General features: G+C 58.5%; 12 protein-coding genes and 1 pseudogene. 8 read left to right on the top strand and 5 right to left on the bottom strand.

What is annotated here, in order from left to right; translation table 11 throughout:
• The first annotated feature begins 613 nt into the window (after positions 1-613).
• Genes JMY24_RS30770 through JMY24_RS30755 form a run of 4 tightly spaced genes read left to right on the top strand, consistent with a single transcriptional unit; the run spans position 614 to position 6,023 of the window.
• On the top strand, positions 614-1,876 hold the full coding sequence (locus tag JMY24_RS30770; protein WP_201703448.1) for a tyrosine-type recombinase/integrase: 1,263 nt from the start codon (positions 614-616) through the stop codon (positions 1,874-1,876).
• Complete coding sequence (locus tag JMY24_RS30765) at positions 1,869-3,566, top strand: site-specific integrase (RefSeq protein ID WP_236597586.1); 1,698 nt, start codon at positions 1,869-1,871, stop codon at positions 3,564-3,566. Before JMY24_RS30770 ends, JMY24_RS30765 begins: the two co-directional genes overlap by 8 nt.
• Complete coding sequence (locus tag JMY24_RS30760; protein ID WP_128597453.1) at positions 3,554-5,617, top strand: hypothetical protein; 2,064 nt, start codon at positions 3,554-3,556, stop codon at positions 5,615-5,617. The genes JMY24_RS30765 and JMY24_RS30760 overlap by 13 nt, the downstream gene beginning before the upstream one ends.
• On the top strand, positions 5,601-6,023 hold the full coding sequence (locus JMY24_RS30755) for a hypothetical protein (RefSeq protein ID WP_128585241.1): 423 nt from the start codon (positions 5,601-5,603) through the stop codon (positions 6,021-6,023). Before JMY24_RS30760 ends, JMY24_RS30755 begins: the two co-directional genes overlap by 17 nt.
• A gap of 388 nt (positions 6,024-6,411) precedes the next feature.
• On the opposite strand, the gene JMY24_RS30750 is transcribed toward JMY24_RS30755, so the two are convergent.
• Positions 6,412-7,473, bottom strand: a complete 1,062-nt coding sequence (locus JMY24_RS30750; protein WP_128597452.1) for an IS110 family RNA-guided transposase — start codon at positions 7,471-7,473, stop codon at positions 6,412-6,414.
• A gap of 758 nt (positions 7,474-8,231) precedes the next feature.
• On the opposite strand from JMY24_RS30750, the pseudogene JMY24_RS30745 reads away from it, so the two are divergent.
• Positions 8,232-8,498 (top strand): annotated as a pseudogene (locus JMY24_RS30745) (CorA family divalent cation transporter); the annotation flags it as partial.
• A 246-nt stretch (positions 8,499-8,744) separates the two neighbouring features.
• Here JMY24_RS30745 and JMY24_RS30740 read toward each other — a convergent pair.
• Positions 8,745-11,948 carry a choice-of-anchor D domain-containing protein gene (locus JMY24_RS30740; protein ID WP_128597451.1) on the bottom strand — a complete coding sequence of 1,068 codons (3,204 nt, stop codon included), beginning with the start codon at positions 11,946-11,948 and terminating at the stop codon, positions 8,745-8,747.
• Between the two features lie 992 nt (positions 11,949-12,940).
• On the opposite strand from JMY24_RS30740, the gene JMY24_RS30735 reads away from it, so the two are divergent.
• From JMY24_RS30735 to JMY24_RS30725, 3 genes are all read left to right on the top strand, one after another.
• Positions 12,941-13,186 (top strand): hypothetical protein, encoded by a 246-nt coding sequence (locus JMY24_RS30735; protein ID WP_128597449.1) that lies wholly within the window; start codon positions 12,941-12,943, stop codon positions 13,184-13,186.
• A 153-nt stretch (positions 13,187-13,339) separates the two neighbouring features.
• Positions 13,340-15,463: an O-methyltransferase gene (locus JMY24_RS30730; protein WP_128597448.1), complete on the top strand. Its 2,124-nt coding sequence runs from the start codon at positions 13,340-13,342 to the stop codon at positions 15,461-15,463.
• Positions 15,464-15,537: 74 nt separating this feature from the next.
• Positions 15,538-16,578 carry a hypothetical protein gene (locus tag JMY24_RS30725; RefSeq protein WP_128597447.1) on the top strand — a complete coding sequence of 347 codons (1,041 nt, stop codon included), beginning with the start codon at positions 15,538-15,540 and terminating at the stop codon, positions 16,576-16,578.
• On the opposite strand, the gene JMY24_RS30720 is transcribed toward JMY24_RS30725, so the two are convergent.
• The 3 genes from JMY24_RS30720 to JMY24_RS30710 form a co-directional block, all read right to left on the bottom strand.
• Positions 16,550-17,308, bottom strand: a complete 759-nt coding sequence (locus tag JMY24_RS30720) for a hypothetical protein (protein WP_128597446.1) — start codon at positions 17,306-17,308, stop codon at positions 16,550-16,552. The genes JMY24_RS30725 and JMY24_RS30720 overlap by 29 nt on opposite strands.
• Positions 17,309-17,379: 71 nt before the next feature.
• Positions 17,380-17,880, bottom strand: a complete 501-nt coding sequence (locus tag JMY24_RS30715; protein WP_201703446.1) for a hypothetical protein — start codon at positions 17,878-17,880, stop codon at positions 17,380-17,382.
• Positions 17,871-18,659, bottom strand: coding sequence for a thiol-disulfide oxidoreductase DCC family protein (locus tag JMY24_RS30710; RefSeq protein ID WP_128597444.1), 789 nt, complete (start codon positions 18,657-18,659; stop codon positions 17,871-17,873). The genes JMY24_RS30715 and JMY24_RS30710 overlap by 10 nt, the downstream gene beginning before the upstream one ends.
• Positions 18,660-18,803: the final 144 nt, after the last annotated feature.

Here is an 18,803-nt window from a genome sequence, read left to right as displayed (position 1 = left end):
GGGCCGCTCATTTCGCAGCAACAGGAGCCCGGGCGGGCTTCGCTGCTTCCTTTCCCAGGTCTGCGGAAACAATGCCGGCGACCGGCAGAGTCACAAAGTTGGCTCCGCTCGCGCCCCAGGAACCCGCCTTGCTCGGTTCGGGAAGGACAGGACGGGAGGACGCCATGTGTTACGGGAAGCCTGATGAGTTGCTCCAACTTGTGATCGGGAAGCGCGATCTACCAACAAACGATCGCGGTCATACACCGTTGGACGACTTCGAGCACTTTTGCGCCACCCCGGAATAGATTGTCATTGACATCTACCCCTGAGCTTCTACGCTGTGGACATAGCACAGGTGGAACGAGTGGCTAGGCCCGCCCCGGGCAACCCTCTGTGCGCTGGGTACATGATGCGGAATCGCACCGAGGGGCAGGACGCTTCGAATACCGCCAAGACCCGAAGAACAACCCGTTCCTCTGCCCCTCCGGTGCGCGCAAATGAGCATGCTTTCCTTTACTAGTCAGCTTCCGATCGACGGAGCTGTGAGTTTGCCAAGCGCACTGTCTCCACAAGGCTTTTCCGTGCGGCCAGTGAATTTTCGAGCGACAGTTTGCAGGGGAAGGAAAACGTCATGGCGCGGCTCGAATATATCCAATATGAGTTCTTCGACGCCTCGCTGAACGAACGCGAGGAACTGGTCTGGGCAAAACAACAGCGGAAGTCAATTGACCGATTGCCCCAAATTTTTTGGGATGACGGTGCTGGCTGGAGCGAAGCAAATTTGTGGGCTCTAGACCGTGCATCGTCCAAGGAAGTCGACCCCCAAACTAGCAAACGGACAATGAAACACCTCAAACGATATGCCGACTTTCTTGAAAGCAGGAGTATCGATTGGAAGCACTTCCCCGCGCGACGGGAAGAACAGGTGCTCAGGAAGTTCCGCAAGCATCTGATAGATGAGGTAGACAACAGGAGACTGGCGGGCAGCACTGCGTCTAACTGTATGAGTGCGGTAATTCAGTTCTACCGTTTTGCCGACCTTCACGATTTCATTGGCGCGCAACACCCTATGTGGACTGATCGACCTGTGGCTATCCACTACCATGATTCGGTCGGCTTCAAAAGGAGCATGATGCGCCTAGCCAGCGATCTCGGGATCTCCAACCGCAAGCGCATAGGCGCAACACTGGAGGACGGCTTGCTGCCCCTTCGCGCCGAACATATGCACAAGCTCTTGGCCTTTACGGCGGAGCACGAGGTCAGGGAATTGCATTTAATGCTCGCGACAGGCTTTTTCACCGGAGCGCGGATTGGGACCGTTACGACTCTCTCTGTCACCAGCCTTCAAACCGCTCGCGAAGATCCTCTAACGTCGGGCGTGTATCTGCTTCCAGTGGGGCCCGGAACCAACGTCGCGACTAAGTTCTCGGTCGCTGGCGAGCTGTTTGTGCCAGAAACACTTCTGACCGACCTTAAAGCATACTCGTTATCTACACGCCGCCTCCTGCGCGAAGCCAAGGCCGCACCAGCCGACAAAGATCTGCTCTTTTTGACGCGCACCGGGCGTCCGTACTACGTCGAAACGGTCGACCGACTGGTTCATGCGATGAGGCAGCGAGCGGTCAAGGCCGGGCTGCCCTTTCTTGAGCGTTTCCGGTTCCACCAGTCTCGCGCTACGTTCGGAACCTGGCTGCTTGAAATCCTCCTGCAATATGGTGCAAAGACTGAAGCAATCCGAATAGTCAGGGACGCTATGCTGCACAAGAGCGAGCAGACCACCTTGGGCTATATCACGTTTTTAGAAAACACCCGCGCAAAGGGGCGTGCTGCTGCCGCCTTTAACCAAGCCTTCACTGGGCTTCGGAACAGAGAATGGAGCCGCATGGATGCCTGAGAGATCTCAACTCCCGGACCTGCAATTCCCGGACGTGAATTTTGGATCAAGAGAAACGCCCTGGAACATGAACGTCCTTCTTTACAAGGGCGGCGCAAGTGCAAACCTGCGCAAGGTCGGTCGGCTCGCAGATGGAGGAATGCTAGGCGCTCCCCTAGTGGAGCGGCTGGATCTTGTGTCGATGCTGCACGAAGAGATCAACGCGGCGATCGGTAGCGGCGGTCCACGCGGAACGACGTCCGCGCAGTTGCAGTGTTTGCGACAGTTTTTTGCCTTCGCCGATCGCACGAATTGTCCGTTGACAGTCGACACCGTAACGGATAGCTATTGTGAATGGGCCGAATCGCTCTTCCAGCGAACCCGCGCGAGCAAACGTGCAAGGGAGAGCGGCAACCATAGGGACCAGCAGGCCATCTCAATGCGGACTGCGTACGGGTGGGGAGCTATGGTGGGCCGACTGTTGGATCGCGTCCTACAACGCCGCAGCCGACTGCTGGAAATGACCCGGCTCGAATCCCCGAGGCGACGAAAAAGCGCAGTAGGTGTGCAAGCAGAGAAGCAAAGTCTTGCCGAGACCTTTCGCTTCGGAAGCCTGCTACAAGATCTTTGCGATCAATTAACCGTCCAGACAATATGCGAAGCCCGCTTGCCGATAGAAATACAGCTGAGGAGCGGAGAAGTACTAGCCTGGACTGGGCGTAAAGCGGCACTTAGCAAGACGGGGAAAGCAACTTCTCCCGGACTGCGGCTCCCTCTTGCGCATCTTCGGATGGAGGCCGAGCTGTTTATGTTGGTTGCTCAGACGGGGTTGAATCTCACGCAGGCGCGCAACCTCGATCTTGGTGACTTTTTCTACGTTGGTCACCTCGATGGCTACCAAGTGAAGGAATACAAGAAGCGCCGGGGCGGTGTCGTATTGTTCGAAATATTCAAGGACTACAAGCCCCACTTTGAACGATATCTCGGTTGGCGACGGCACCTGTTTCCTGATTCTGAGCGGCTGTTTCCTTTCGTCGGAATCGGTGGTAGTCGGCCAGATTCGCGATGTGATGGCGGCCGGCTTCGCGCCATCTGTCGCGCATTAGACCTCCGCTTCGTGTGTCCTCGCCTTCTAAGGAACACAAGGGTGAACTGGCTACTCCGGACGACAGCAGATCCCGACCTCACCGCAGAAATGGCGCAGCATGCGAAGCAAACGATGCTCGCTGCATACGAACGTCCAAGTCTTCAACGTGCAATGGCAGAGGTGGTCCGTTTCTGGTCAGAGTTCGATCCGCATCTGGCGAAGACTCAGCCTGTCGCCCCTGGAGGATGCAACGGTATTCCGAAAAACATCACGCATATTCCCAAGGCGGCGCCGAAGCCCAATTGCATGCGACCGTCCGGCTGCCTGTGGTGCGAAAACCATCGCGATGTGGATTCACCAGATTACATCTGGGCGCTCGCAACGTTCAAACACCTCAAAACTATTGAGCTCGGCCGGACTAGCTCGCTGCAATGCGATGCAGATATACCGCCCGCGAAACTCGCCATTGACCGCATCCAGGCAAAGTTGCATTGGTTCGAAGAGTCTACTGCTGCAAGACAGGAGTGGGTACGAGAAGCGCTAGCCCGTATCGCCGAAGGCTACTTCCACCCATCGATGCGGGACGAAATTCGTGAGCTGGAGGGGACGGCATGGATGCGGTGATTCCCGGGCTTGGTATGAAACTCATCAAAGCGCCGATATCAGCCGGCGAGGTCTGCTACCGCCCGCCCGCCTGGCCGCCCCCGGAAAACTGGGTTGTCAGTGAAGATCGACATGGCAACGCCGTGTCGCTATGGAGAGACCCTTTCTGGGATTTTTCTTCGTGGGCGGGATCAAATTTGAAGCTCGACTTCGTCGGCGGGCGGCATAGTCGCAGCGCCCCACGGCTGAGCCCGGCGAACCAGCACATTCTAAGGTTGTTGACTACATGGCTGATTTGGGGTCCTAGAGGCATCAAAAGCTGGGCGTCGCTCAGGCTATGCTTCGGCTACGTTCGGCGGATCGTGGTGCTCTGTAACAGCGAAGGCATTCTAGCCAGTGAACTCTCCCGGTTTCCGCAGCTCCTGAGTCGAGTGGGTGCGCTATATGCGAACGCTGAGGAAAGGCGGCGCACGCTCGTCGTTCTCGATCGTCTCTTGCGTGCAAAAGATCATCTCGGCCTCACGCTGATAGATGAAAGCGGAATCAGCCAACTTTCCGCTTCCTTCAGCGCGGATGCCAAATATTTTAGCGAACAGACCGCATATATTCCCCCGCGCATCTGGAAATATCAAGTTCTCAGACTAAGAGAGTGTCTTGACGACTTCGTCCGTCATCAGGCACAGATAGAAACCTGCTTCAACTTCTGTTTGGAAGCGTATATCCACAATTTCGGCTCGTTGAAAGCGGCACTTGCCGCAAAGCCTTCATCGTCTGCGCTCTGCCCTTTTTCCATGCCACGGGACGGGACTGGAGCGCGGACCGGTCGCCGCTACTACGGGCATTTCGAACTTAGCGCCAGGAGATTCGGTATCGACGGACTACTTCGGAAGTGGGTTCGGCCTTGCCTGAAGGGAAGAATCGACGTCAAGTGTTTCAGTTCCTACCTCACCATGGTCCAATCGGCTGGACTCGCGTATCTCATAAACTTCACCCTGCAGCGAAGCCAGGAGGCTGCAGCGTCAAGGTGCGACTGTCTCATTTGGGAGGAGGATGATCTACTGGGCCGCATCCCTGTCATCTGCGGCGACACCACGAAAACAGCCCCCGACAGCGACGCCCGCTGGCCAACGAGTCCCAGTACCGAGCGCGCCGTAGCTGTAATGACTTTCATTGCCCGTTTGCGAATGCCATGTGCCGTCGCGAACCCCGATGTGGATTGCAGCGACTACGACAAGACGAACCCGTACCTGTACAGCACCGCATTTGAGCCATGGGCTTCGGGACCGGGCGCATGGAAGCCGTATGGGACTCGCCCCCGGGTATCGTCCTATCAGGAATTGACCAGACGGTATCCTTGCCTGTTCGATGCCAGGGAACTGAAGGTTACGGAAGACGACCTGATCACCGCTCGCAGGTTCACGCCAAACCTGGATAAGGGCGGGAGGTTCAAAGCTGGCGAAACGTGGCCGCTGTGCTTTCACCAATTGCGCCGCACGGGGGCCATTAACATGTTCGCCAGCGGCCTTCTAAGCGACAGTTCGATCCAGGTGATAATGAAACATCTCACGCCGCTCCAAACTCGATACTATGGACGGAATTACAGCCGATTGCGCTTTAGCGAGGATTACGAAGGTCTGACAACAGCCGCAAAATACGAAGTGCTGGCCAGACAAATCGAAGCGCTAGTTGATGATCGCTATGTCTCTCCTCTCGGTTTCCAACGCAAGAGAGACATCGTGGTCAACCTGGTCGGCTCCAGCGACTTCACGGCTCTCGTCAAGGCCGGTCAGAACGGCGAGGTCTGCTTCCGGGAAACACGGCTCGGAGGCTGCACAAAGCGCGGCCATTGTGATTATGGCGGCATTGAGTCGGTCGCGCGGTGCGCCGGCGGGGACGGCGACCGTCCATGCCGCGACGCGATATTTGATAGATCCAAGCGTGCGTCAATCGAGCGGCAACTTGAAAGTGTCGAGCGGCAACTTGTTTCTGTTCGTCCGGGGAGTCCGCGTTGGCGGGCTTTGCAAGCAGAGGCGCGCGGCCTACGGAGCTACCTTGATGTCACCGGCAACTGAATCGGCGGAGCAACTATTCCGATCGGCATTTGAGCGTCTGAAGGAAAACGCTCCCTGTTTGCTCCCGGCGGGGACCGCTGTCAGCCAGAACAATGTAGCCCGAGAGGCGGGAACCGATCCTTCCGCTCTGAGAAAGACGCGTTATCCGGCGCTTATCCGCGAAATCCAAGCGTGGGTGGCGATCAATGAACGACAGGAAGCGGCAAAACGTCAGCGCAAGGCTCAGGTGAAGCGCGCCCGCAAAGACTTGGCCGATATGGTCTTGGAGCTAAAGACGCAGCGTGACTTGGCACAGTCACAAAACATTAGCGCTCAACGCAAGGTGCTTGAACTCCTGCATGAAAACGCCCGGCTTCGCGCCCGACTTGACGATCTTCTTCCACCCCCGGAGCGGTTGTATAAGTAGTCCATGACGGTCTTTGAGCGCGCGAGCCCGCCCGTCAATCGGAACAGGAGTGCCAATAAGCAGCCTATAAGGACCTTCCAGTTTTTGCAAGCTGGGTTTAGTGATTCATATGTTCGATTCCTGTATCGGTCAGTGGAGGACTACAACGACAACGGTTGGCGGCGTGACAGACTGCATGCCTATAAACGGCCTTGTTGGGCGCCATCACAACCGCGCCTGGGCCCGGATAGTAACCGCGCAGCAGGACTCCATCCGTTGGACGGCGAATACATTTCGTGTAGCGCCTCACCGCTTATCGAGTTCGCCCGCTGCCGGTCTGACCTGTCGCTATCCTTCGTCGAATGCGTCCTCAACTACGGAACCAGTTTATGGCGATGTCGTTTGGGTATCAGGCGCCCGTCGCCCCACCAGTGCGGGCGCGCGCGTAGGACGGATCGAATCGCTCCCCCTTGGCGAGCACCGCCCACAGAATGCGTGCATGCTTGTTCGCCACGGCGACCAGTGTCTTGTAGTAGCCCACGCGCGCCTGTAACTGAACAATCCAGCGCGAGAGCCGGTCGTCACGTCGGTGCGCCGTCAGGACCGCTGAGCGGGCACCTTGGAACAGCAAGGTTCGCAGATAGTTGTTGCCCTGTCTGGTGATGCTCCCGAGCCGCTGCTTGCCTCCGCTGCTTTTCTGTTTGGGCACGATGCCGAGCCAGGCGGCCATCTGCCGGCCGTTCCTGAACTGGCGGGCATCTACCACCGTCGCCACTGCGGCCGATGCCGTTAGCCGGCCCACGCCGCACACGTCCATGCAGCGTTGCGCCTGCGGGTCGCGGTTGGCATGCTCGGCAATCTGCCTGTCAAACCAGGCAATCTGCTCATCCAGTACCTGCCATTGTTTCCAGCCGCGCAACAGGGCCAGCCGCGCTGGTCCTGTCAGCTCATTGCTGCCGTCCTCAATGCGCTCAATGAGGTGCTCGTGTAGCCGGCGGATGCCTTGCGGCAGGAACACCCCGAACTCGGCCAGCAGCCCGCGCAACCGGTTCACCAGCGCGGTACGCTCTTCGACAAATCCGGTACGCATGCGGTGCAGCACCAGCACGCTTTGCTGCGCAGGTGACTTGACCGGCACGAAACGCATGTGCGGGCGGCTCGCCGCTTCGCAGACAGCTTCGGCATCGAGTGCATCGTTCTTTACATGGGCGCCGCCTTTACGATAGGGCGCGACAAATTGCGGGGGAATCAGCCGCACCTCATGCCCGAGCGCGTGTAGTTTGCGTGCCCAGTAATGCGCCGCACCGCATGCCTCCATGGCGATCAGACACGGTTCCAGATTGGCAAACCAGCTCACAAATCGCTCCCGCGGAATCGCTTTACGTACTACGACGCGTTCGGCGCTGTCGACCGCATGAATCTGCATCACGTTCTTCGCCAGATCCACGCCAACACGAGCAATCCTGTCCATGACATCCCCCTTCCCGGAAGGTAGTAGCACGAGCCATGATGGCACCAGACGGTGTCGATCCTGCAATCAGGGAGGTCCTTACCAATTCGTTGGCGACCTCACCCAATCGGCCACTTCCGGTCGTTCGCAGGCGGGTCCGAGCGGACGGTCAGACGGCAGCTCTGTACGAGAAAGCGGCCGTCGGATGAGTCAACGACGGTCCGGCCGCACGGGCTTAACTGCCGTTTGGGCTCGCACAGAAACGGCCGTTCGCGAAGTCCCGCCGAGTTCGCGCTACTGCAAAGTCCCTAACACATCCGCGCTTGCTGTCTCACGGATCCAGAAACGCAGTGGATCGCGAAGCCATTAATAAACTCAATTCGAGGTTACTGCAGATCGAGGCAGCTATTGCTGCCGACGGGATCTTTACTGCGGAGGATGACGCGTTGAGCCGCGAAGGCGTTTATTGAGTCTAATGCGTGCAGGGCGGGCAGTATTGACGGTTGGACTCGCGTGGTGCTGCAAGGAAGCGGAATTTGTGAGACTCCGATGCTGCCTGCGAGACCGGAAGTACCATCATGGGTGCCCGCTCATAGTGCGAACCGAATCAGATTCGAGAAGGACGACATTCTTGAGGGGGCTGCCGTCAGCTAATCGAATCTCACTGTGATCAGGTGGATTTGCCCACGATTTCCTGGCATGTTTTCGGCACCTCCCGACTAAGGGGATCAGTCGGGAGAGGTCACAAAAATTATGCTCCCGTCCATTAGACACGATGTCGGATAGCGGGAGGGCGCCGCGAAATGATCGTCACGGCGATCCAGGTGAACCTCGGGATGATCTCAATGGCTGAAAACAAGGTGACGAAGCGCTTGGGTTCGTTCGCCGCGCTTTTCGCGGTATCGACGATGATTGCTGGCGTCTACGGGATGAATTTCCAGATTCCCGAGCTGCACTATAAATACGGTTATCCGATCTGTATCGCGGTAATGTTCGGAATAGATGTGATCCTTTGGCTGCGCTTTCGAAAAGCAGGATGGCTATAACGGGTAGACACACGCGCCGGCTAACGGTTGATTGCAGCCATCTGATGTCGCAAGTCGTTTGGCGATTAGTTCCCGCTGACCCAGGTTGGCCACAATGGCCCGTTTCCTACCGGGCACTGCGGAAAAGAGTATTGTACGGACCTTCGTGCGTCGATCATGGCAGTCGCATCGTCTGCTTACGGCCGTTCAACTTTAAGTTGCCGGCCGATTCGCTGTTAAATGCCAAGAGCGAGGACTCCCGACGCCTCACTTCGGCGCGTCGCTCGTTTGCCTTCGAAGCAGATCGCTCAGCTCGCGAAGTTGGAGCAGCACTTTGTAGCAGCAGTCCTGCTGCGGAGGCCGACCGCCGCCGTCATCTAGCTTTCCGTCGCCGCCCGGATGGCCATTGCGCGGGTCGCCAGGATCCTCGCGCCCACGCTCGAGCACTGGCTTGTCGCGCACAGCTTCGCGCACCACCTCCCGGCCGTCGCGGTTGTACCCGACCGCGCGAAATTTGAAGTGGTAGATGCCCGGCGAGGACGTCTGCGTGAACGACTTCGCGTACTCGCCGTCGTTGGCGTCGCCGTCGCTGTGCGCGCCGTCATCGTACAGCTTGACCTGCGTCGTCGATCCGCCCGGGACCGTCGCATCGACCGTCACCGTGCAACCGGTAACCGCAAGCCCCGCTTCGGACACGAGTGCGGTCAGCAGGATCGCATCACCTGTGTAGACCGGTGATGGCGTCACGAACGGGAACATGCGGAAATCGCTGCCGACGCCGATCGCAATGCCGTAGAGCTGCGGTGTCTTCACCCCTGTCTCGCAGTCACGCGGCACGAAGCCGGGCTCCTTGCTGCGCAGGTTCGGCGGACCCTTGCAAATCCTTCCGTCATGCACGACGACGACTTTCCATGTGCCCGCGTAGCGGTCCGGCTCCTTCGCTGGCATTTTAAACTGCACGACGCGCGCCTGGCTCGTGAATGCTGCGCGAAGTTGATAGCCGGGGGGAACCATCACGGGATCGACGAGCTCTCCCGTCGGCGAAACACAGAAGAACGGCAGCCGCTGGCCCTGGTAGTCGTAGATGACGACCATCGCCTCGACGTCGCCGCGCAGCACCTCGAACTGGATTTCCTGCTTCTCGCCAGGAGAGATCCAGTACATCGGATCGAGAATCGGCTGCGTGCCGACGATGCCCATGAAAATCTGCGTGTAGTACTTCTCGAGCTGGAAGTAGAGTTTGCCCGTCAGGTCCTGATCGACGTACATGACGTTCTGCGGGGCGCCAGTCAGCGCGTTCAGCTGTGTTGGGCTGACTTCGCCCGGCTTTCCAATGCCGATCGCGTAGCGCTCAATGCCGGCCGGCCACGTCACCGCGGTCGTCTCAATCGTATCGGTCTTGACAACCGCGTCGGGCTTATACATCGTGCCGCCGAGAATGCTGAGCCAGTTGCCCGCTGGCTCCTCGAAGCCGGTGTTCTCGATGCCATCGGTAAGCACGACGACCACCTTCTTGAGTGGCGACGGATTGCCCGGGTGCGGCTTTTCGACTTCATGGATGCCCAGCATCGTGCCGCCTGCGATCGCGGTGAGCCCTTCGGCCGGCTTGATGTCGGTGTCGACCTTCTGCCGGATGTCGTTCTGAGTTGGGGCCACTGCCGTCGACACAGCCGTCATCGACACCACGACGTTGCGCTTGTTGTTAAAGCGGGCGATTGCGATGCGGTCGTCGAGGTCGGGCCGAAGCAGCTCGACGAAGAGCTCGGACGCCGAGATTGCGGCGTCGATCTTAACGCGGGAGCCGAGTGCGTCGTTCATGCTGTGGGAGTGATCGACGACAAGCGCCACGTCGAGTGCGATCGGAGGCGTGATCTCGGCGCTCACCGGAAATACCCACGTCTGCGAGGCCGGGAAGTTCGTCGCATTGTGGTTACTCAGCGTAAGCGTCGCATTCGCGACCTTCGGCCCAACGCCTGCGAAGAACGCGATGGCGACGACCGTCTCGCCCGTCCCGACGGTGAGGTTGCCGCATGGACTCACGGGATCGACTGTGTAGGTGCGGGTCGCCGGCGGATTGACCACCGATCCGTTCGGATCTGGCAGGCCGAAGAGCGCAGCGTCGGTACCGCCGATGACGGCCTGGAATGTGAGCGGACCGTCCGCGGGATTGCTCACTGTAATGAATCGCACAGTGCGAAACCCCTGCTGGATTTGGCCGAAGTCGATAGGCGCCGTCGCGGGCACTACGATCTCGGCATGGGCGATGCATCCTTCGCCGAGCAGCGTGATCCTCGTCGGATTTCCCGGCGCGCTGTGCGCAACCGAGAACGTTGCCGTGTGCGGACCCACGGACGAAGGAACGAACGAGATCGGCACCGCGAACGACTGACCGCACGTCAGGTTGATGTTGAACGCCGCCACGGTATACCCGTCCGCGGTGACGCCGAAAGAGCTCACCGACATCGGCTTCGTACCCGTGTTGGTAATCGTCAGAGTCCTAGTCTGGCTCGAGCCGACCGGCTGCTTACCGAAGTTGACCGTCGTTCCACTGAAGCCGATTTTGAACGCCGCTGCAACGGCCTTGCCGTTGCAGACGAGCTTGTTGTCGCCATTGACCGGATTCGTCGAAACTGGAATGTTCTGTGGATTCCAGTTGCCGACCGTCGTGGGGTTGAACGCGACGGTAACGTCGACGACTTCGTTCGGCCCTAGTGACACCGGGAGCGCCTTCGAGGTTGATTGAATGCTAAAAGGCGCCCCGGCGGCGATCGGGTTGAGGGTCAGGCAATCGGTGCCGGTGTTCTTGATCGTAAACACCTTCGTCGGCGGTGTCACCGGGCAGCCACCAATCGGAACGTCGGGGAACGCCTGCAAAGCGGGCGTAATCGTGCACTTTCCGAGCGGCCGCGGGCACACCTGCGTCTTGCTGACGTTGCCAGTCGAGTAATGGATAATGACGTTCGTCGCCGTAGCCTCGCCCGCAGTCTGGCCGGTTGCGATGATGGGCGCACCGAGCGAGCACAGCACGGCCGCGTTGTCGCTACGATAGATGCCGACGCTCGTCTGCTGCGTCCCGTCCTGACCATAGGCGAGGAAGACTGAGCCGCTGCCCTGGCTTGGGTTGACGACCGGCAGTGCGACTGCATTCGAGCTCGCAAGCACAGAGAGCACGGGCACCTCGGTCATCGTGTCGAAATTGACCAGTGAAACCGATCGGGTGCTCGCACCAACGCCACCTTCGACGTCGAGAATCACAAGAAACTTATTGCCCAGCACGCCGTAGTGGAGCGTGTGGTTGCTGAGCTGCTGGTGAAAAACGCTCTGCGCCCCTTTCTGTACAATAATGCCTGGGTTGGCGCCCGCGGACGTCCATGTAACGGTCTTGCCGTCAAAGCTTTTTGACGCCGTCTGCTCCCATGGGCTCGTGGTTATAAATAAACCGTTATCGATATTGAGGGGTGTGCAAGCCATCGTCGCGTGCTCCTTGTCTATCAATTGACGGCAGATCTAAGTTGTCAACATGGATTATGCAAATGTCGATCGCATCCGGATTAGAGAGCGCCTACGCCGCCCGCGTCGGCCCGCACCATTCTGTTCATATGCTGCCAAGCACCCGCCGCTTTCGTCCAAATAAACGCTAGTCTTTCTCTCATCAATAAAAAGATAGATTTTGCGTGAAGTGTCCGGTACCGCACAGATTCGATCGACTTATGCCGGACGCATAATCGCTGGCACGCAGCCTCGTGCCTAAACGTGCCTAAACCATGCGGTGGCACTGTCCGCTTGACTCGTACCACTGAAAGCGAAAAAGCTGACGACATAACTGCAAAATGTTCGAGACGGGCCTACCGCAATCGCCCAGCGCAAACTGGTCTCCGAAGGATCGGCGATCGCCAAGGTGCGCGACTATAGGCGAACGTCCGTTGGACTGCGAGACCGGCCCTTGAGGTCGTCACTGTCCGAATGACGGCAACGGGTCGGGCTGAGTCCATCGGCCCTTCAAGCTCATCGCCGCAAAGCGGTCCTTAGTGTTCCGCTTTCCGAAAGCGGCCGGTCGTCAACGCGTGCTTCCGACCCTCGCCGGACCTCGGGGCCCGCGTACGTTCAATGGCTGCTTTATGGTCCAGCGGACATCCGAACCTCCGCAGGGTGGGAAAAGTGGTCCGCCCTTTATAGACCTCGCCGCGAGTGGCGGCGCATTCTTGGTCACCACCTGCAATCCCACTACGCTTCCGCCGGGCAACCCTGCCATCGCCGACAGCGTCGCGCCGAACACGTCCAAGCAATACACGGCGATATGCGCCCCGACGGCGCTCGACGCCGCGAACGGCTCGCTCACGATTACGCACAACGTTGCACAATTGGTGAGAATGGGGTTGACACTGCTATGACCGTTTCCTAATGTGTACTGAGTCGGCCGATTGCTTTGTCGCCTTGTTAAAACCTCTCTGAAGGAGGCGTCTATGTCTGAGGCGTTCAAGAAAAAGGTGGAAGAACTTCGAATGACCCTCATGGAAGATCTCTCGCCTGGCGATCTGATGAACTTGCAGTTGAAAGTGGACACGCTAATGCGCCTAGCCATGATGGATGCCGGGCACGATCACGACACCCAAGGCGGCGTCGGGCATCACGACCACACCGCGCTCGCAGATCTTTCGTGGCGACTAGAAACCCCGCGTCAGATGCTCGAAATCGACAAGAAGAATTAGCGGCGTGGCGGTTGATCCGTCGCGGCCGCCGTTCCACCGTCGGGCTGCTGAATTTAGGTCTTCACCATCATCTTTCGCTCGTACCCTTAGCACAAAGGGCTGCACGACCGGGTCCAGCCGATGTGCGCATCGTCGACGGTAAGATATCGAAAAATGGTCAAGGACGAAGCTTCAGAGTTATTGCAAGCAGTAGAAGAGGCGCTCGTCCGGCACCGCGCATTCGGTGAGAGCGCCTATATTCTTGAGCAACTTCAGGTTGCCTATAAGCGTCGCCTTGACCGAGTCGCCACGCAGCTGCCAATCGCTAGGCAACTGCTAGACGCTTTTGGCCACGCCGGGCAGGAAACGCGGTATCGCATCGTTGGCAATACAGTCGTTCGGTGCGCTGTCCAACATGCACACTTGCACCTCGAGACGGATACGTCGTATGGCCTATCTCTTCTCGAATGCGAACGGGTCTTCGAAACGACGCTTCGGCATCTCCAGCAGCGCAAGATTGGCACGCCCTTTGAGAATAGTTCGACTACCCTCGACCGCTTGGGGCCAGAGTCATATCACGGCTGGGTCTGGCGCGAAGATTACCCGGACGATTTACTCGGCTGTGCGTTTCGGACTATCCTCGAACAGGAATACGGTGAATCGCTGTGTAGCCTCAGCGGCGACGAACTCGCCATGCTTAGGAAGGGCGAACACCTGCTGCAGGAGCTTCTGCCGACGCTCACGCCAAGCGCCTTGGGTCATGCACACCTTATCGGGTGCTTTGACGACGTCGGCTTCTGGAAGGGCAAGGTCTCAAGTTCTCAGATCCGAATGGGCGGCACGATCTTCCTCAACAGGCAGATTCTGAGGAACCCTTGGTGCGTGGCGGAGCATTTGCTACACGAAGCGCTGCACCAGAAGCTGTACGACTTTCGCCATGGTCACTCCCTGCTTGATCCGGACTTCTCAGGCGAAGATGCGCCCAAGGTTTGCTCGCTGTGGAACGCCGAGGAGCTCAATAAGGCGAATCATTGGGACACCCATCGAACCTTTGCTGCGTTCCATGTGTACGTCCACCTATCTCTTCTGGCCTCGCAGGCCGAGCGGCGCGCGGAAGCGCTAGAACCTACCTACGGCCCATTCAAGGGGCTAATCGACAGTCGCAAGGCGCTTGAACGCGCGCGCTACCTTGGCGAGCAATTGAGCGAGTCTTGTTCGAGGGAGTTAGGTATCGCAGGAAAGCGCATGCTGGACTGGCTGATGTCTGTTCTCGGCTTCCTGGATCCTGCGCCTCCGCCAAAGGGCGCTTACATTCACTTGGTCCTCGATCGCTATCAGAGGGAAGCGAACCGGGTCGAGTCCGTCTTTCTAGAAAGCGAAGTGGCGCGAGCGAGCCTAGCCCGCCGGCTGGTTTCGGCCGTCAGTGCGGAAGTCGACGACGCGCGCCGCGTAATAGCGGCCCTGACCACCGAGGGCGAGTTGGAGCGATTCAACCGAGCAGTCGCTGAATATTCGGGTGACGGACTTGCGCTGCAGTTTCCGGCGGTTCGTCGACTCATTGCGAAGACCATTCTTGACCTCTCGCCGACTGGCTATAGCTTGGCTTCGCGAGCGAACAATGGCACGGATCCCGACGATCTCGTTAAGCAGCTTGTGGAGGCCGGCAGCTACCGGCTTTATCTGATTCAAGCCAACGTCCCGCCAGCGGTTGCGGGCGCCAAGCGTCGAGCCAAGGACCAGCGATTCACGAAATCTTGCGACGACAATGTTGGTCGGCTTCTGGCGGTGCTTGCCGCCGCCGTGCCGGTTGGGGGAAGGATTCTCGAAATCGGAACCGGCGTTGGCGTCGGGTTGGGCTGGATCATAAGTGGCCTTGGCGGGCGCAACGATGTCGATGTGGTGAGCATCGAAGGAGATCGCCGGCTGAGCAACGCCGCCTCAGGGTGGCAGTGGCCTGCCGGCGTGCACATCCTGACGGCCGATGCGGCGGAAGCTGTGGCGACGATAGGCACGTTCGACTTGATTTTCGCTGACGCTGCTCCGATAAAATACGGGAACATCGAATCCGTGCTTAAGACGATGCGTCCAAGCGCCGTCCTCATCATAGATGACCTGTATAGTGGGCCGTCGACGAGTGAACAGCAACGTGCCGAGAAGAACGCTTTGCGGCACCTCTTGAGCAATAGCGGAGAGTTGCAGGTCGTGGAACTTGAATGGGCGAGCGGTGTGATCTTGGCAACGATGATGTGTATTCCCCACGGGCAGGTTGCACCGGGTGGCGCGAACGTGGTTCACTGAAACTCAGTCCTTGGTGTGGGTTGATTTGTCGCTGGTTCGATCAATGCGGCTTGTACTGGAGGAAGGTAACGATCATGCCTCTCTCACCCGAATGGGCTGCAATCGCCGCAAAGCGCGCTTTGTTGAGAGAGCAAACCGAGCTGCTCGGACAAGAGCTGGATTGGCTGTCTGACCCCGGCCGGATTCCATTGGATGCGCTAGGTCCCGCCACGAAACATGGCGACGTGCCCTCGCGTTGCTTCAGCCTAGCGACCTGGTTCCTGATTGAAATAGTGCGTGCAGCGAAGGGCGTTTGTAGCCGCTTGAGATGGGAGGAAACGCTCGATCAACATCGTGTCCCCGCGCAGCTTTGGACGCGAGTCTCGCACGCCGTAATGGAACCAACCTCGCGTTACGCGCCGGGAATCTATGCGATGGCCGAACTCGTTGCCGTGGCCCCGCCAGTCGCGCTGAGGGAGTCGATCCCGCTGAGCGACTGGGGATCCATCGCCCGACGTACTGAGAAGTTTGCGACAAAGATGTCCTGCGACGGTACGGAACTGCAAGTGATTATCAGAGACTATCTGCGGAAACGGATCTCGGCAACAGAAGCCGCCAGCCAGCGCGTGTTGGACCCGGCGTTGCTGAGGCTTGACGATACGATGAGCTTGACATCCGTTACGCCCATCGAGGATTTGGTAGCAGTGGCCAATGCAGCGATCAGGAAATACATTCGACCCACCAAAGGTGTTTGTGTGGCAATGCTCGCGCACGCGCCCTATGGCGACCAGGAACGGGCAGCTCCCTCAACCATGTACGGCGCGGTCTGGTCAGCCTTCGCGGGCGCTGCGGAGCGCCTTGTCTTCCCGAATATCGACCTGAGCACCGTGGATCGTTCGCCGCCGTGCGGACAGGATCCCGACTTCGCGACGTTGATAGATGCGCTAGCCAGACAGCGAGCGTTGGCGCTGAAGCAAGGGAATTCGGCGAAGAGCTGGCATACCGCCAAGGAGTTGGCCAAGGAAATGCTCGATGGGCAGGTCCAGCAACCACAGCCTTCAACCACTCAATTGGAGCTGTTGGAGAAGGTCGAGGCGCTCTTTGGCACTACCTCAGGCCGATCGAATGGGTTATGAGATTGTTCAGCACGATCACCGAAGGATACGCGGCCAAGAATGGCCACACAAAAGTGTTCAGTCCCATGAACAAAGCATTGGCGAGGTGAAACAATAGGAATGCGGCTAGAACTATCAGCAACGCCGTCTGCGGCGCAAAGATCACCAGCGGGAACATGGATTCACCCAGAATTACCAGCCAGCAAAAAGCGGTACCAAATGCGGCACTGCCGCTGGAGATGCGCGCTCCAAAGGAATGCCCGTAGCTGTGCGTTCCCATTACACCGACCAATGCTTGCCCGCGTCGCCACTCGGGAGACCGCAGCTTCGCGAACCCGGCGAAGAAGTACGAGATGGTCAGTTGGCCGGCGATGAGTAGAGTGCCGGCGAACGATAACGCCAACTGGTCGAAGAAGATCCCTGCGGAGATCAACAGCGAACCGATCGCCACGATTTGGCCCATTTGGTCCGACCCATCCTCGCCCAGCCAGGTCCTGATGGTGAGAAACCAGGACGTCGCGACAATCACCACTAGGGCGATGCACAGCAAGCACGGATCGTTACTGGCCAGCAAAGTCACCGCGGCGACCATCCTAATGGCCAGCACTCCGGTCGTCGATCTCGCCCAGAAAAGCGACCGAACCCCGTCGCCGTGGAAAATCCATCCAGGGCGAAGGGACAAGATGCGCCACGACAGCAATCCATCATGCTTGAATAAGTCTAAATTCCTCACCCACTCGAGGGTGGACATCAAACACCAAACGGCCAGCAGCCGCCTCGTAGCGCTGAGGCTACCAACAACGTCGTGAGTGTAGAGAGCACTCAGGGACGATGGAATTCCGAGATGAAGGTAATCCATATCCTACGTGCGTCACGACCAGAAGTTTCGACAATTGCGAACTGACGGGCGACGACATGGTCGTCTAAGGGACATTGTCTCATACAGAAGTGTAGGATCACTAGATACGGCAACGAACACTGGACCACACCTTTGGATTCGGAGCGGCTTCTGGTGAGCTTGATGATCTTAGCTGCGTCGCGCAGGACCTTTCTCGGTCGCTTGGCCGGATGCCATACAACATGCAAAAGTCTCCTGGATGGAAAATTAGACAGCGGGATCCAAGTAGTCACGGTGCCGTCGCGCAGCAGGTCCCGAAGCACGAGATGGCTGTCGCGAGTGGCCGGATGGGGGGCGAAGAAGCACCAGCTCGGCAAGAGCTTGAAGACATCCCACGGCCCCAAGATGCCCTGAAAAGCCGCGTACTGATACAGGACCGTGGCAACCAACCACAGCAGTACGAGACCAACGGCAATCAATCCCATGACGGACACGCCTGCGCTCGTAGGCTTGGCACTTCGTTGCGCAGAAGCGCCCGCCTGATAAGGATGAGTTCATCCAGCGAACGCGGCACGTTCCAGTTCACTTCCCCTAGCGGCGTCATCTGGGGATACACAGCTGCGCGGTTTGTCTGCGAGGAATCGTCCGGCTCATGGGTTGGGGCGGCCTCGACCGCGGCTTGCTTGTCCGCTTGCTGGTGCAGCCGACGCGTAGCCTCCCTCTCTTGAGCGGCGCGCCGCATCGCATCGAGTAATTGGTCGGTGGCCGACGCGACAGCGGGGTCGCTTCGGACCTGTGCCGAAGCGAACATCGCCTCTAAGCGAGCCAACTCTTCGGCGGACAGGCGCATGGTCGACCGTGCGGCTACTCTAGGAAACTGCATGAAGCTGACACGCGAATTTGCATTGGGCAGGAAACACGTGCCGGACTTGCCGAACCACTTGTACCTCCTGCGCGCGAATGCGTCGTAACCCGCATCCCGCAATCGTTTGGGAACGAGCGTCAGGGCGATTGCGAATAGGTGCAGCCAGCCAAGATGCCTCAGGATCTGCACCACCGCGTCTGACTTCTGGTAAGACCGTTGACCGTCGACAAGGATGATTGTCTCTAGTCGATCGGTCGACAGGCCGAGCGACTGCAGTAATTCTGCACCCTTGTCGGACTGGGCCGCCTCAAACTGGAACCGGTGAAGTCGATCGTGCCGCGACACAAACCGTGTCCAGCCATTGCAGAAGTTGCAAAAACCGTCGAACACAACGATCATTTTGGTACCTCGCGGTACGATGACTTGATCTTGCCGGCATGCTGGCCAATCGTGGCACCGCGAATCTTTCCAGTCAAGGGGCGCGTTGACGTACGAACTCCACCCGCGTTCAATCGAAGTTGCGCATGCGGCACTTCATCCGTG

Origin of the sequence: Paraburkholderia kirstenboschensis, assembly GCF_904848585.1 — a bacterium.
Taxonomy (GTDB): Bacteria; Pseudomonadota; Gammaproteobacteria; order Burkholderiales; family Burkholderiaceae; genus Paraburkholderia; species Paraburkholderia kirstenboschensis.
The sequence above is the reverse complement of the archived record's forward strand: the minus strand, read 5'-3'. Positions and strand labels throughout refer to the sequence as shown.